Source organism: Ruegeria sp. HKCCA4633, from assembly GCF_013034605.1.
Lineage (GTDB): Bacteria > Pseudomonadota > Alphaproteobacteria > Rhodobacterales > Rhodobacteraceae > Ruegeria.
This window is the reverse complement of the sequence record NZ_WQGJ01000009.1, coordinates 20,998-34,364: the sequence shown is the minus strand read 5'-3', so window position 1 is coordinate 34,364 and position 13,367 is coordinate 20,998. Positions and strand designations below refer to the sequence as shown.

The 13,367-nt window shown below is 57.9% G+C and carries 18 protein-coding genes; 13 read left to right on the top strand and 5 right to left on the bottom strand.

The window, feature by feature from the left end; translation table 11 throughout:
- The first annotated feature begins 39 nt into the window (after nt 1-39).
- From rpoZ to GOV85_RS18140, 9 genes are read left to right on the top strand one after another with little or no spacing between them, the layout of a single operon-like run.
- The gene (rpoZ, locus tag GOV85_RS18180; RefSeq protein ID WP_171180788.1) at nt 40-393 is read left to right on the top strand and encodes a DNA-directed RNA polymerase subunit omega; all 354 of its coding nucleotides are present in this window, start codon (nt 40-42) and stop codon (nt 391-393) included.
- A 26-nt stretch (nt 394-419) separates the two neighbouring features.
- Nucleotides 420-2,552, top strand: coding sequence for a bifunctional (p)ppGpp synthetase/guanosine-3',5'-bis(diphosphate) 3'-pyrophosphohydrolase (locus GOV85_RS18175; protein ID WP_171180786.1), 2,133 nt, complete (start codon nt 420-422; stop codon nt 2,550-2,552).
- Between the two features lie 16 nt (nt 2,553-2,568).
- Nucleotides 2,569-3,267 (top strand): DUF2062 domain-containing protein, encoded by a 699-nt coding sequence (locus GOV85_RS18170; protein ID WP_171180784.1) that lies wholly within the window; start codon nt 2,569-2,571, stop codon nt 3,265-3,267.
- On the top strand, nt 3,260-4,006 hold the full coding sequence (locus GOV85_RS18165) for a pyridoxine 5'-phosphate synthase (RefSeq protein WP_171180782.1): 747 nt from the start codon (nt 3,260-3,262) through the stop codon (nt 4,004-4,006). The genes GOV85_RS18170 and GOV85_RS18165 overlap by 8 nt, the downstream gene beginning before the upstream one ends.
- Nucleotides 4,003-4,626, top strand: a complete 624-nt coding sequence (locus GOV85_RS18160; protein WP_171180780.1) for a LysE family translocator — start codon at nt 4,003-4,005, stop codon at nt 4,624-4,626. The genes GOV85_RS18165 and GOV85_RS18160 overlap by 4 nt, the downstream gene beginning before the upstream one ends.
- Nucleotides 4,623-5,042: a holo-ACP synthase gene (acpS, locus tag GOV85_RS18155; RefSeq protein ID WP_171180778.1), complete on the top strand. Its 420-nt coding sequence runs from the start codon at nt 4,623-4,625 to the stop codon at nt 5,040-5,042. The genes GOV85_RS18160 and acpS overlap by 4 nt, the downstream gene beginning before the upstream one ends.
- Nucleotides 5,043-5,102: 60 nt before the next feature.
- Nucleotides 5,103-5,942, top strand: a complete 840-nt coding sequence (gene lepB, locus GOV85_RS18150; protein ID WP_171180776.1) for a signal peptidase I — start codon at nt 5,103-5,105, stop codon at nt 5,940-5,942.
- Nucleotides 5,939-6,631 (top strand): ribonuclease III, encoded by a 693-nt coding sequence (rnc, locus tag GOV85_RS18145; protein WP_171180774.1) that lies wholly within the window; start codon nt 5,939-5,941, stop codon nt 6,629-6,631. The genes lepB and rnc overlap by 4 nt, the downstream gene beginning before the upstream one ends.
- 4 nt (nt 6,632-6,635) lie before the next feature.
- The gene (locus GOV85_RS18140; protein ID WP_171180771.1) at nt 6,636-7,154 is read left to right on the top strand and encodes a GNAT family N-acetyltransferase; all 519 of its coding nucleotides are present in this window, start codon (nt 6,636-6,638) and stop codon (nt 7,152-7,154) included.
- 2 nt (nt 7,155-7,156) lie between these two features.
- Here the strand turns inward: GOV85_RS18140 and GOV85_RS18135 are convergent, their stop codons facing one another.
- Nucleotides 7,157-8,539 carry a multicopper oxidase family protein gene (locus tag GOV85_RS18135; protein WP_171180769.1) on the bottom strand — a complete coding sequence of 461 codons (1,383 nt, stop codon included), beginning with the start codon at nt 8,537-8,539 and terminating at the stop codon, nt 7,157-7,159.
- A gap of 160 nt (nt 8,540-8,699) precedes the next feature.
- Between GOV85_RS18135 and era the strand changes: the two genes are divergently transcribed.
- From era to GOV85_RS18120, 3 genes are all read left to right on the top strand, one after another.
- Nucleotides 8,700-9,608, top strand: coding sequence for a GTPase Era (gene era / locus GOV85_RS18130; RefSeq protein WP_171180767.1), 909 nt, complete (start codon nt 8,700-8,702; stop codon nt 9,606-9,608).
- Nucleotides 9,605-9,934 carry a DUF1491 family protein gene (locus GOV85_RS18125; protein ID WP_171180765.1) on the top strand — a complete coding sequence of 110 codons (330 nt, stop codon included), beginning with the start codon at nt 9,605-9,607 and terminating at the stop codon, nt 9,932-9,934. The genes era and GOV85_RS18125 overlap by 4 nt, the downstream gene beginning before the upstream one ends.
- Nucleotides 9,935-10,047: 113 nt before the next feature.
- Complete coding sequence (locus GOV85_RS18120) at nt 10,048-10,371, top strand: SemiSWEET transporter (protein ID WP_171180764.1); 324 nt, start codon at nt 10,048-10,050, stop codon at nt 10,369-10,371.
- Nucleotides 10,372-10,430: 59 nt separating this feature from the next.
- On the opposite strand, the gene GOV85_RS18115 is transcribed toward GOV85_RS18120, so the two are convergent.
- A complete protein-coding gene (locus tag GOV85_RS18115) occupies nt 10,431-10,820 on the bottom strand; it encodes a VOC family protein (protein WP_171180762.1) in 390 nt (129 codons plus the stop codon).
- Nucleotides 10,821-11,082: 262 nt separating this feature from the next.
- A complete protein-coding gene (locus GOV85_RS18110; RefSeq protein ID WP_171180760.1) occupies nt 11,083-11,334 on the bottom strand; it encodes a hypothetical protein in 252 nt (83 codons plus the stop codon).
- A 195-nt stretch (nt 11,335-11,529) separates the two neighbouring features.
- Between GOV85_RS18110 and recO the strand changes: the two genes are divergently transcribed.
- Nucleotides 11,530-12,255 (top strand): DNA repair protein RecO, encoded by a 726-nt coding sequence (gene recO / locus GOV85_RS18105; protein ID WP_171180758.1) that lies wholly within the window; start codon nt 11,530-11,532, stop codon nt 12,253-12,255.
- Here the strand turns inward: recO and GOV85_RS18100 are convergent.
- Together GOV85_RS18100 and GOV85_RS18095 are read right to left on the bottom strand one after the other, a co-directional pair.
- Nucleotides 12,239-12,631, bottom strand: a complete 393-nt coding sequence (locus GOV85_RS18100) for an META domain-containing protein (RefSeq protein WP_171180756.1) — start codon at nt 12,629-12,631, stop codon at nt 12,239-12,241. The genes recO and GOV85_RS18100 overlap by 17 nt on opposite strands.
- A gap of 36 nt (nt 12,632-12,667) precedes the next feature.
- The gene (locus GOV85_RS18095) at nt 12,668-13,222 is read right to left on the bottom strand and encodes a hypothetical protein (RefSeq protein ID WP_171180754.1); all 555 of its coding nucleotides are present in this window, start codon (nt 13,220-13,222) and stop codon (nt 12,668-12,670) included.
- Between the last annotated feature and the right edge of the window lie 145 nt (nt 13,223-13,367).

The window sequence follows — 13,367 nt, the reverse complement described above, 5'->3', positions numbered from 1 at the left end:
ACCTCTTCCTGACATGGATTCAGAAACGGAGAGCGCCCCATGGCCCGCGTGACGGTTGAAGATTGCGTAGATAAGGTTCCAAACCGGTTCGAGCTGGTGATGCTTGCCGCCCATCGGGCGCGTGAGATTTCCGCCGGTGCAGCGATTACCGTTGACCGCGACAACGACAAGAACCCTGTCGTGTCCCTGCGTGAAATCGCCGACGAAACCCAAAGTGCGGATGAACTGCGCGAGCGCCTGATCGAAGCCAACCAAACCCAGATCGAGGTTGATGAGCCGGAAGAAGATCAGATGGCGCTGCTGATGGGTGCCGAATCGGACAAACCTGCCATGGACGACATGTCTGAAGAAAAACTCCTGCGCGCTCTGATGGAGGCACAGGGACAGGGGTAAGCCCCAAAGACGAAGGTGCGGACCGGATGATTTCTGCTAACGACCTGATTGCGCTGGTCCGCAACTACAATCCCAAGACGAATGCTGAACGCATCACTCTGGCTTACGAATTCGGTCAGCAGATGCATGAGGGGCAGTTCCGCCATTCTGGCGAGCCCTATTTTACCCATCCCGTTGCCGTTGCCGCCATCCTGACCGAACAGCGTTTGGATGATGCGACCATCATTACGGCGCTGCTTCATGACACGATCGAAGACACCAAAGCCAATTACGGCAAGGTGGCCGAGCTGTTTGGGGATGAGGTCGCCAAGCTGGTCGATGGCGTGACCAAGCTGACCAACCTGCAATTGTCCAGTCGCGAAACCAAGCAGGCCGAGAACTTCCGCAAGCTGTTTATGGCCATGTCCAAGGACTTGCGGGTTATTCTGGTCAAGCTGGCCGACCGTCTGCACAATATGCGCACGATCAAGGCAATGCGCCCCGAAAAGCAGGTGATCAAAGCGCGCGAGACGATGGACATCTATGCGCCGCTTGCAGGCCGGATGGGTATGCAATGGATGCGCGAAGAACTGGAAGACCTCGCTTTCCGTGTCCTGAACCCCGAAGGCCGTCAATCGATCATCCGGCGTTTTATCACGCTGCAACGCGAAACCGGTGACGTGATCCATCGCATCACCGGCGACATGCGGCACGAGCTGGAAAAGGCGGGGATCGAGGCTGAAGTGTTTGGCCGCGCCAAAAAACCCTATTCGATCTGGCGAAAGATGCAGGAAAAGGATCAGGGCTTCTCACGCCTGTCGGACATTTACGGCTTTCGCATCATCACCCAGACCGAAGAGGACTGCTATCGCACACTTGGTGCCATCCACCAACGCTGGCGCGCGGTGCCGGGGCGGTTCAAAGATTACATCAGTCAGCCGAAATCGAACGGCTACCGCTCGATCCACACCACTGTTTCAGGGCGCGACGGAAAACGGGTCGAGGTTCAGATCCGCACCCGCCAGATGCATGACGTGGCTGAAACCGGCGTTGCGGCGCATTGGTCCTATCGTGACGGTGTACGGACCGAGAACCCCTTTGCCGTTGACCCGGCCAAGTGGATTTCCAACCTGACTGAGCAGTTCGACAACGAAGAAGATCACGAAGACTTCCTCGAGGCCGTCAAGCTCGAGATGTATTCCGACCAGGTGTTCTGCTTCACGCCCAAAGGGGATGTGGTGAAGCTGCCGCGCGGGGCGACGCCGATTGATTTTGCCTATGCTATCCACACCCGGATCGGCCATGCCTGTGTCGGGGCCAAGGTGGACGGCATTCGCGTGCCGCTCTGGACTCGACTGAAGAATGGGCAATCGGTGGATATCATCACCGCCGACGGTCAGACGCCCCAGGTCACGTGGCTTGAGATCGCCGTCACCGGCAAGGCCCGCACCGCCATCCGTCGCGCCTTGCGCGAGGTCGACCGAGAGCGGTTCATCAAGCTGGGCAAGGAGCTGGCGCGTTCCGGTTTCGAACATGTTGGGCGCAAGGCAACAGACAAGGCGCTGGACACTGCTGCCAAGCACCTGCGCCTGAAAGATCGGCATGAATTGCTGGCCCGTCTGGGCAGCGCGGAACTGACGGCGCATGAAGTGGTCGAGGCTGTTTATCCTGAACTGGCTAAGGACGATGGTGACGCCATTCCGCTGCGTCGCGCCGTGATCGGCCTTGAACCAGGTCAGAAATTCGATCGCGCCCCATGCTGCCAGCCATTGCCGGGAGAACGTATTGTCGGCATCACGTACCGGGGCAAGGGCGTGGTGGTACACGCCATCGACTGCAACCGGCTGAGTGAGTTTGAAGGCGAACCCGACCGCTGGGTCGATCTGCACTGGCATTCGGGAACCCACCCTGCCGTCTATGGTGCGACATTGGATCTGACCATCGGCAACGATGCAGGAGTTCTGGGTCGTATTTGCACATTGATCGGCGAGAAAAAGGCCAATATCTCAAACTTGGAATTTGTTGACCGCAAACCGGATTTTTACCGTCTGCTGATCAATGTCGAACTGCGCGACCTTGAACAGTTGCATTCGCTTATGCTGATGCTTGAGGCGGAAAGCGATGTTGCGGCCGTCGAACGGTATCGGGATCAGACCAAAGCTGCGGTTGCGGCTGGCTGAGGAAGGGTGAGCACGCGTGGTATTCAAGCGCCGAGACCGACGCTCTGCTGTCCAAGTCGCGTCGGAGTTTGTCTATCCGCGTGGTGGGTGGACCCGCGCTTTTCACTATGTAAAACACCGAGTTCGCCGTCTTCCAGATTCGCCTGACCGAATTGCGCGTGGAATTGGGGCAGGGGTTTTTGCGGCGTTCACCCCGTTCTACGGATTGCATTTTCTGGTCGCGGCTGTTGGCGCAAGGCTGATCAAGGGAAACATTCTGGCCGCGCTGAGTGGCACATTTTTCGGTAACCCTCTGACCTATGTGCCGATCGGTGTGATCTGCCTGCAGACCGGGCACTTTCTGTTGGGAACCGAATATGAAGAGGGTGACACACAGGGGCTGATGGGAAAGTTCGCTGACGCCATCGGTGATCTCAAGAATAACTTTGTGGCCTTGTTTACAGACCGCGTGGCAGATTGGCATGGGTTGGCGCAGTTCTACGATGACGTCTTCTACCCCTATATGATTGGTGGCATCATCCCCGGCATTGTGGCGGGTGTGGTCTGTTATTACCTCAGCCTGCCATTGATCCTAACCTATCAGCAGCGACGTCGCGCCAAGATCAAGGCGAAGTTTGAGGAAATCAAGCGCTTGGCCGAAGAATCGACTGCCGTTTATCCGGCAGAGCCACTAGGCTCGGGCCAAACGACTCAAAAGGAATCGAGGGATGTCTGAGAACCATCTGCGGCTTGGTGTGAACATTGATCACGTTGCCACTGTGCGCAATGCGCGGGGCGGGGCTTATCCCAATCCGCTACGCGCCGCCAAACTGGCGGAAGAGGCTGGTGCTGATGGCATCACGGCGCATTTGCGCGAAGACCGCCGCCATATATCGGACGCTGATATCGACGGGTTGATGGAAGTTCTGTCGGTGCCATTGAACTTTGAAATGGCCGCCACGGAAGAGATGCAGAAAATCGCCCTGCGGCACAAACCGCACGCGGTCTGCATCGTGCCTGAAAAGCGCGAGGAACGTACCACCGAAGGCGGGCTTGAAGTCGCGCGTGAAGAAAACAAGCTGGCTCATTTTATCGCGCCGCTGCGCGATGTCGGCTGCCGCGTGTCGATCTTCATCGCCGCTGACCAGCGCCAGATCGAGGCGGCCCACCGTATTGGCGCCGAAGTGATCGAATTGCACACCGGTGCCTATTGCGACGCCCACGCAGAGAGCCGCATGGGAGATGCCACGCAAGAACTTGAATCGCTGCGCCAGATGTCTGCGTTTGCCCACTCGCTGGGGCTTGAGGTGCACGCGGGGCATGGTCTGACCTATGACACGGTCAAGCCGGTTGCGGCCTTCCCTGAGGTGAAAGAGCTAAATATCGGCCATTTCCTGATTGGTGAATCGATTTTTCTGGGCCTCACCCCCGCCATTCAGGAAATGCGCCGCCTGATGGACGAGGCGCGCACGTGATCACGCCCGGCTTTGTCGCCATCTGGCTGGCCTGGCTGATGGCTGGCGGCTCTCCGGGGCCTGCAACGATGGGTATTGCCGGAACTGCGATGAACGAAGGCCGCCGTGCCGGTCTGGTCTTTGCGCTGGGCATCTGTGCCGGATCCGCCGCTTGGGGCATAGCAGCTGCACTGGGTTTGTCGGCGATCATGCTGGCCAATGTCTGGGTGTTCGAGGCGATCCGCTACATCGGTGTGGCCTATCTGGGCTGGCTGGCCCTCAAGGCGTTGCGCCGTGCGATGACCTCGGACGAAGTCGCCTTGGGCAAACCTGTCACTGGTTCGCTGCCGACGATCTTTGCCAAAGGCGCGGCGATCCACCTGACCAACCCCAAAGCGATCCTCAGCTGGGGCTCGATCTACGCCATCGTCGCCCCAAATGACGCCAGCCTGTCCATGCTATTGAGCTATTTTGCCATGTTGTATGCGGGGTCACTGATGATCTTCATCGGCTATGCGTTTCTGTTTTCGTCCGAGCGTATGGTCCGAACCTACCGCCGCGCCCGCCGCTTGTTCGATTTTGCCTTTGCCGGGTTCTTTGGCTTGGCGAGTTACAAGATCCTGACGGTGCGGTTGTCATGATCCTCGGTATCGGCACAGACCTCGCAAACATCGACCGCATCCAAGGCACGCTTGACCGCTTTGGCGATCGGTTCCGCAATCGTGTCTTTACTGACATCGAACAGCGCAAAGCCGAACGCCGCCACGACACCGCTGGCACCTATGCCAAGCGGTGGGCGGCGAAAGAGGCATGCTCTAAGGCGCTGGGCACTGGGCTGCGCATGGGCATAGCGTGGAAGGACATGGCCGTTACCAATCTGAAAACCGGCCAGCCTGTCATGCATGTCACTGGCTGGGCCTCCGAGCGCCTCAGGGAAATGACACCCGAAGGATATGAGGCCATCATCCATGTCACCCTGACGGATGACCATCCCTGGGCCCAGGCATTTGTGGTGATCGAGGCGCGTCCGCTTCAAGATCACGCCACGCAGCCTTGACTTGCCCCCATCCCCCCCGCATGTAGCAGCCCAGCCAAGCACAGAACTGGAGAGAGCAGTATGGCCGAGGAAGCCAAAACCGGAAATCCCGTTTGGGAGACGATCAAAACCATCGTCTATGCGCTGCTGATTGCAGGCGTGTTCCGCACCCTCTTCTTTCAGCCGTTCTGGATTCCCTCGGGCTCGATGAAGCAGACCTTGCTGATCGGCGATTTCCTTTTCGTCAACAAGATGGCCTATGGGTACTCATACGCGTCTTGCCCCAGTCTGATCATTCCAAGCGTCGGTTTGAATGTTGATGCCGAAGATATCTGCGGCTGGATGCAGGGCGATGGTGATACGCGCATCTGGGGCGGTGAGCCTGAGCGCGGCGATGTCATCGTCTTCCGCCACCCCGTCACGGGCCGCGATTATATCAAGCGTCTGATCGGCTTGCCGGGGGATCGCATCCAGATCCGTGAAGGTCAGATCATCCTCAATGGTACGCCGGTTCCACAGCAGCCCGACGGCGTCTTTACCGAAGTCGCTGAACCTCAGGGGCCTCAGCGTCTGCGTCCCCGTTGTGAAAATGGAGCTGTTGGCATTGGTGGTGCTTGTGAAAAATCACGCCTGATCGAAACCCTGCCAAATGGGGTGTCTTATGACGTGCTGAACATCGGCAATCAGGGGTCGGACAATACCGGCATCTATACCGTGCCCGAGGGCCACTATTTCTTCATGGGCGACAACCGCGACAATTCCAGCGACAGCCGCCTGCCGCAATCTGCAGGTGGGGTGGGCTATGTGCCGTACGAAAACCTGATCGGTCGCGCTGATCGGATCATGTTCTCGTCTGCGGGCCGATCGATGTTGTTTTTCTGGACCTGGCGCGGTGATCGGTTCTTCAAGGCGGTCAATTGAAGCTATCGGCTGAAATAAAAGCGTTCCAGCAGCGTTTGGGGTACGATTTCACCAACCCCGAACTGCTGGTGCGCGCGTTGACCCACGGCTCGGTGTCGTCGTCTACCCGGCCCGACAATCAGCGGCTGGAGTTTCTGGGCGACCGAGTGTTGGGCCTTGTTATGGCCACGGCGCTGCTAGAGGCCGATAAGAAAGCCTCCGAAGGTCAGCTGGCCCCTCGATTCAACGCATTGGTCCGCAAAGAGGCTTGTGCCGATGTTGCGCGTCAGATCGATCTGGGCGCGGTGCTGAAGCTGGGCCGGTCCGAGATGTTGTCCGGAGGTCGCCGCAAACAGGCGCTGCTGGGTGATGCGATGGAGGCTGTCATTGCAGCCATCTATCGCGATGCCGGGTTTGAGGCCGCCCGCGATGTCATCTTAGCCCTGTGGGGGGACCGTATTCACAAAGTCGAGGCCGACGCCCGCGATGCCAAGACCTCGCTTCAGGAGTGGGCGCAGGCCCGCGGCCAAAGACCGCCCTCATATGTCGAGATCAAGCGCAGCGGTCCGGATCACGCGCCGATCTTTACCATTGCCGCCCGCCTTCAGGACGGAACCGAGGCACAGGCCACTGCGGGATCCAAACGGCAAGCCGAGCAGGCAGCTGCGAAGGCGCTGCTTGAGAGGTTGAGCCCGCCCAGTTCCTCTTAGGGAAATGAATTTCAGGCCAGCCGTAAAGGCGGATGCTGCCAGCCTGGCTGCTTTGTCGATTGAAGTCTGGGTGGGCACCTACCTGCGTCATGGCGTGAGTTCTTTGTTCGCCGAGTTTGTACTGGCTGAGTTTACAGCGGCGCGGTTTGAAGCACTTATCGAGGAAGGTTCGGACCTTTTGGTGGTCTTGGAAAACCGGGATGGTATTGATGGCTATATTCGGGTTTCAGAAGGTCGCGCAGCTCCTGTCGACGGGCTGTCCGATCTTGAGATCGTGACATTTTATGTCCAGCCGCGGCATCATGGTAAGGGTATTGGGTCAGCCTTGCTGCAATTAGCGACCGACCACTGCCGAGATAAAGGGCAGGGCGAGATCTGGCTGACAACAAATTCCGAAAACGCACCCGCTATCGATTTCTACCTGTCCAAAGGGTTCAGGCAGGTTGGCGTTTCGGACTTTCGGATCGGCGACCAAGCCTATCCGAACCATGTTCTGGCGCTGGACGTAGCGACGCTGGGCTAGGGTCAAACCACCCGAATGAACCCTGCCAGCCCGGTTTTCTGATGCTCTATCACGTGGCAATGAAAGGCCCAGTCGCCGGGGTTGTCAGCGACCAGCGCGATATCAATGGTCTCGTCTTTCAACAAAAGCATCGTGTCGGTCATCAAGGGCGGCAGGGCGCGCAGGTTCGATTTCAGCGGCACGAAAGCCAGTCCGTGCAGGTGGATCGGGTGCAAGTTAGGAGATTCGTTACGGAGGCGCAAAACATAGCTCTTGCCTTGTTCCAGAACGGCCAGCGGACCGGTTCCCTCTGCTGCATCTCCGGGCCACGGCGTGCGGTTGATCGACCAGAAACTATACCCCAGTGATCCGCAGAACCCGTCATTCGGAGGGCCACCTTCAGGCGTCCAGCCGAACACGAACTCATGCAGCTCGGCTTGGTTCAGTTCAGGGCGCAGAACAGGGTTTCTGCGCAAAGGGCGCAATTCCCTCATATCGCGCGCTTTGGATTGTCCGGTCGCGCGCAACCGCGCCATCGCGCGGTGTTTCTGTCCAGGAAATTTGGCGACAAGTGCCACCGACTGCCCTTCATCGTCTGGCATCAGTACGGCAAAATCCGCCCGCTGACCCGGGCCCAGCAAAAGCGGTGCATCGGGTGTGGGTAAGGTCAGGTCGATCTCAACCGGATGCCCGTCCCACGCAATGATCTGCGCCTCAGCCCCTTCAAGATGCAGCTTGTAGATGCGGGTTGTGTCCGTATTGACGACGCGCAGCCGCACAAGGCTGCCTGCCGCGTGATCATACACTGCTTCTGTCAACCAGTTTGCAGTCTGGACATTGCCAAACGTACCTGCGCGCGCAGCACCACGCGCCGTATAAGCGGGCAAAAACGCGTCTTCTTCGTCCAGTCGGAAATCACGCAGATTGATCACTTGCTCGCTGTCGAAACCGGGGTCTTCCCGCTCGGCAATCACCATGACGCCGGTCAACCCGTGGGCCATTTGATCCATTGTCATGCAGTGGGGGTGATACCAATATGTGCCGGCGTCCGGTGGTGTGAATTCATAGGTAAAGCTGTCATCCTCGCCGATTGGCATCTGGGTCAGATAAGGCACCCCGTCCATCTCGTTGGCGATGCGCAGCCCGTGCCAGTGCATTGCGGTGTAATCGGGAAGGGTATTGCGCACCGTAAGCCGCATGACGTCGCCTTGCCGTCCATACAGAACCGGTGGTGGTGCGTCGGGGTAAAGGCTGACCATCCCCGTGGTCAACCGATTGCGCAACCTGTAGCTGGCGGTCTGCAACACGAGGTCTTGCGTGGCATCGCTTGCCGCCAAAGACAAACCACCCAAACCCATGGCACCAGCAGCGGCACCGCTTCCAAGAATAAACTTGCGACGTTTCATTGCGACCTCTCTGTAGGGATGTGTCGCCGGGCTGGGAACGGCTGGGCGTCTGTGCCTGACCTGCCTTGGCCCGCGCATAGCTGCAATGCGACAAATCCCTCTGGCCCAAAGGTCCTTTCTGCTATAGCAGAGCGCAATTGCAAACAGGAACGCCAGATATATGACCACACGCGCCGGATTTATCGCCTTGATCGGAGAGCCCAACGCAGGCAAATCCACCCTTCTGAACCGCATGGTTGGGGCCAAGGTCTCGATCGTGACGCACAAGGTACAGACCACACGCGCCCGCATTCGGGGTGTGGCGATGGAGGGTGACGCGCAGCTGGTCTTTGTTGACACGCCGGGCCTGTTTAAGCCCCGCCGCCGCCTGGACCGCGCCATGGTCGCTGCCGCGTGGGGTGGGGCAGCGGATGCCGATGTCGTTGTCCTGATGGTTGAGGCGCATCGCGGCATCACCGAAGGGGTTGAACGCATCCTTGAGGGGCTGGAAGAGATCGGGCAGGGTCGGACCATCGCGCTGGCGATCAACAAGATCGACAAGGTGCCGTCCGAGAAGTTGCTGGCGCTGACCAGCGACCTGAACGCCCGCTATCCGTTTGCAGAAACTTTCATGATCTCGGCCGAAAAGGGACATGGTGTAGACGATCTGCGCAAATGGTTGGCCGGGGAACTGCCAGAAGGCCCGTGGCTCTATCCTGAAGATCAGATCGCTGATTTGCCTTTGCGCATGATCGCGGCTGAAATGACGCGCGAGAAACTGACCCTCCGCCTGCATCAGGAACTGCCTTATCAGCTGACCGTTGAGACCGAAAACTGGGAAGAGCGCAAAGATGGCTCTGCCAAAATCGATCAGGTCATCTATGTCATGCGCGACGGCCACAAAGGCATCGTACTGGGCAAACGCGGCGAGACGATCAAGGCTGTCAGTCAGGCGGCGCGGGCCGAATTGGAAGAGTTCCTTGACCGTAAGATTCACCTGTTTCTGCAAGTGAAAGTCCGGCCCAACTGGCTGGAGGAATCCGAGCGGTATTCGGAAATGGGTTTGGATTTCAAAGACGGCAACGCATGACCCGCCTGACGGCCGAATTCTGGGTCCATGCCTATTTGGCACGGCTTCGGTTTCAGGAAATCCCGGCCTTTGTTGTGGCCCATGGCGATGACACTGCTGGGGCGGTTCTGGTTAAGCTCAATACGCTGGACGGAAAGGCCGCCGCATTCCAACGCAGCTTTGACCTGATGAGTGGTGAGCGAAAATGGGTCGAGCTTTCCAGCGGCACTGAGATGGATGTGGACGCCGCCATCACCAAACAGCGCAGCTTTGACCCTGACCTTTGGGTGATTGAAGTTGAGGACCGACAAGGGCGACATCTGCTTGGCGAAGAGGGTTTGGAGTAACCTCTGCACAGATCGCGCTTTGACGCGTGGATCAAAGTGACTATTTTCAAATGACATCTGGCCGTTCAGGGCTGATTGCCCCTTGGATCAATGCAAAACGATGAGGTGTTCTCGTGACTGAAACACTTGCTGAGAAACTGGAAAAATCGGAACTTGGCCACTGGATGCAGCGGTTCGAGAACTTCATGGTCTTTGTCGGTGTCGTCGGCCCATTCGCCACGCTTCCGCAACTGGTCAAGCTCTACTTTACCCATTCCGATCACGCCTCAGGTCAGTCGCTGCTATCCTGGTCGCTTTATGCGGGGCTGTCTTTTCTGTGGTTTGCCTATGGGCTGGTGGTCGGCAAGTTGCCCATCTATGTGGGCAACGGAATCTCAACGGTGCTGAATCTGCTGATGGTCGTGGGTATTCTGATTCATGCCGGTGTGACGTTCTGATCTTCCGACGTCCTTGGAATTCTTATCAACATCGCCCCGGAAAATCATTCACGACGCTTTCAACCTGCATCGCTGAAGTAAACAAAGCTCATCTTATTCCCATCCGGGTCGCGGGCATAGGCGCCAAAGAAGTTCGGACCGTATTGGGGGCGATCACCCGGGTCGCCCTCGTTTGTGCCGCCATGGGCCAGCGCTGTTTCGTGTGCATCTCTCACTTCTTTTTCGCTTTGGCAAAGCAAGCCAACCATGTTGCCATTTCCGATTGTCGCAACTTCCTTATCGAACGGCGTCGCGACCCATATGCACCCGCCACCGCGCAGCTCATAGCATACTGCATGCGGCATGTACTCGGCGACGACTTTTCCGCCCATTGTTGACACAACCGCATCATAGTATGTGCGCGCCTTAACAACGTCGTTTGAACCGATCATGACATAGTTGAGTGACATTTCTGAAATCCCTAAATTTAGAACATAAAGGGAACATTAATGGCGGAATTGCATTCGTGCAATGCGATTCTTGCACTGTGGTCAGCCCGATCCCCGCGAAACCGTGACTTCGGACCGTGATGTAATACCACGCTGGAAGTGACCTAGATCCGTGTTGAAGGCTGCCTTTGCTGGGACTGAAGGGAATTGCGACAGACTCGCCTTACACGGCCCTATGTTCAAAAGGGCAGGGTTTTGGCTTGCTATTCTGTGTGGGCAAATCTCACATGTTGTTTTGACCACTCCAGCCGTCTTCGTACGCGCCCAACACTCTGGACATCTGTAGCAGTGATGAGAACAAGCGCGCGTAAACATCCCTTGATAGCATGGGTTTGTTGTCGTCCAGCACCTGCACCAGATCGACAACGGTCGAAGCGAACCTCTCATACACCTGCATGTCAGCAGCCGTTGGATCATGCGTCCAGATGTTTCGTGCGTCGTAGTAAGCCCCAGGTTGCGGTTCGTCATCGATCATTACTTGACCCCTTCCATTTGAAGCGCAGGTGGGCGAGCTTGTGAGGCTGTGCAAGATGGCTGGCAGGAAGTCACAAAACTATGGCTGTTTCTGAAAAGAACCTTGAACGGTACATGCGGGGCAGGTTCTGCACTTGCGTGCCAACTCGGCTTGGGATTTTCTGCGGTTTAACCCAAGCAGCAACAAGGTCGAGTTTTGGACTGGCGTGATCACGGCATACTTCTGACCTCTCGCAACCACGGTGAGACTGCGGCGATAATAGAGGTCTTCACCGAGGCCCACGGGCGTCACGCCGGTGTTGTACGCGGTGGAACCAGCCGTAAGGTCGCGCCCATTCTGCAACCAGGCGCGCAGCTGGACGTGCTGTGGCGCGCGCGGCTGGAAGAGCATCTGGGCACGTTTCAGGTTGAACCGCTGAGGTCCCGCGCGGCGGCCGCGTTTTCGGGGCGGCTGGCATTGTCCGGGCTCAATGCCGTTGTGGCGTTGCTATCCTTCTGCCTGCCCGAACGCGAACCGCATCCCGCGCTTTACAAGCGGACCGAACAATTGATGGATCTGCTGGGTCAGGATGAAATCTGGCCGCTGGCGTATTTGCGTTGGGAGCTTGCTTTGCTGGATGAGCTGGGCTTTGGTCTTGACCTGACCACTTGCGCCGTGACCGGAGTGACGGAAGGGCTTGTTTACGTGTCACCCAAAACGGGTCGCGCCGTCAGTGCAAAAGGTGCCGGGGAATGGGCGGACAAGCTGTTGCCGTTGCCGCCGTGCCTGCGCGGCCAAGGTACCGCGCCGGACACCGAGATCGCCGAGGCCTTGCGTACGACCGGGTATTTCTTGGAACACCGTGTCGCCCCGTCTTTGGGGCATAACCCGCTGCCAGAAGCACGTGCGCGGTTTGTGGATCAGGTTACTCGGCGGCTGTGAACACCATCTCGTGCTCATCCTCATTGCGCAGGATCAGCACGTCGCCGGACACTTCGGATTGGGTCATGGCCATGAGGGCGGCGAAATAGAACCCCTCTGCCTCGAGTCCCGCACAAGCGGCTCGTGTTGCGCTCAGGTCTTGTATCTCAAACCAGGGGTAGGGCGCATTCAGAGTGCCTGTGTAGCTGTTGCAGGGGGCGTTTCCTGCAATCTTACCCTCTTCTGGAAAGCGCAGCAGGGCGCTGGCCTCGTAAGGTTGGCCATCGATTTCCTGCAACACCCATGTCCGGTCCGCAGCGCCATAGGCGGCGACGGTTTCGTCTTTTTCACATTGGAACAGGCCCAGCAGGGGCAGAGTCAGGATCAGGCGGGTCATTTCAGGGTCTTAACCCAATTAGGCTGTAGGGAAAACTCAATAGGGGATCGTGCCGCTCAGCAAGTCCCGGCGCACTTCAAGGCGTGGCCTCCAGTTGTATTTGGTGTCCTCGCGCACGGGTGCCCAGTACAATGCGCCGCTATTCCGCCACGGGTCCAGAATGATACCGTCATACATCGAATCCCCTTTGGCGCTGATCAGCGCGGAATGATGGATGATCCGAAACTGCGTTGGTGGAGACGTGACCCAATGCAAGTCGAGCGTGCGGAAGTTTTCCTGCCGTAGCCGTGCGGTCATGGCCTGTGCCCAATCGTTGCACAGACCAAACTCGCGAAATCCGTTAGCGATCTTGGCATTGTGGATGATGGCTGGATCGGTGATGTTCCATTCCCGCGCCAATTGCTGAGAATAGGTGTAGGAGATCGTGGCAGCCTGTTGCGCCTCGACGGGATCAACCTCGGGCCCGAGCGACCGGATGGCCTGTGTCAGCGCATCGATGTCGCTTTGGGTCGCGTTCGGTTGACTGACGGAGCAGCCGCCCAGCACAAGTGCAGCAAGTATCGCCCAAAGCGCAAAGAGTCGTCGGATCATTTTATGCTCACCATTCCGTTGACTGGGCCTGTTTCGCTGGGTGCTGTACCGGGGTTCCAAACAGATGCAAAGGGGAAGTTTGCAGAGTTCAGCGCCGCACAGCGGAAGTGCGCCGGATGTTCTCTGTTTACTGAAAGTACATCAG

Bases quoted from the DNA above. Each gene is read 5' to 3' on its own strand.
- rpoZ (WP_171180788.1), top strand. From the start codon at position 40: ATGGCCCGCGTGACGGTTGAAGATTGCGTAGATAAGGTTCCAAACCGG.
- GOV85_RS18175 (WP_171180786.1), top strand. From the start codon at position 420: ATGATTTCTGCTAACGACCTGATTGCGCTGGTCCGCAACTACAATCCC.
- GOV85_RS18165 (WP_171180782.1), top strand. From the start codon at position 3,260: ATGTCTGAGAACCATCTGCGGCTTGGTGTGAACATTGATCACGTTGCC.
- acpS (WP_171180778.1), top strand. From the start codon at position 4,623: ATGATCCTCGGTATCGGCACAGACCTCGCAAACATCGACCGCATCCAA.
- lepB (WP_171180776.1), top strand. From the start codon at position 5,103: ATGGCCGAGGAAGCCAAAACCGGAAATCCCGTTTGGGAGACGATCAAA.
- GOV85_RS18140 (WP_171180771.1), top strand. From the start codon at position 6,636: ATGAATTTCAGGCCAGCCGTAAAGGCGGATGCTGCCAGCCTGGCTGCT.
- GOV85_RS18135 (WP_171180769.1), bottom strand. From the start codon at position 8,539: ATGAAACGTCGCAAGTTTATTCTTGGAAGCGGTGCCGCTGCTGGTGCC.
- era (WP_171180767.1), top strand. From the start codon at position 8,700: ATGACCACACGCGCCGGATTTATCGCCTTGATCGGAGAGCCCAACGCA.
- GOV85_RS18125 (WP_171180765.1), top strand. From the start codon at position 9,605: ATGACCCGCCTGACGGCCGAATTCTGGGTCCATGCCTATTTGGCACGG.
- GOV85_RS18115 (WP_171180762.1), bottom strand. From the start codon at position 10,820: ATGTCACTCAACTATGTCATGATCGGTTCAAACGACGTTGTTAAGGCG.
- GOV85_RS18110 (WP_171180760.1), bottom strand. From the start codon at position 11,334: ATGATCGATGACGAACCGCAACCTGGGGCTTACTACGACGCACGAAAC.
- GOV85_RS18100 (WP_171180756.1), bottom strand. From the start codon at position 12,631: ATGACCCGCCTGATCCTGACTCTGCCCCTGCTGGGCCTGTTCCAATGT.
- GOV85_RS18095 (WP_171180754.1), bottom strand. From the start codon at position 13,222: ATGATCCGACGACTCTTTGCGCTTTGGGCGATACTTGCTGCACTTGTG.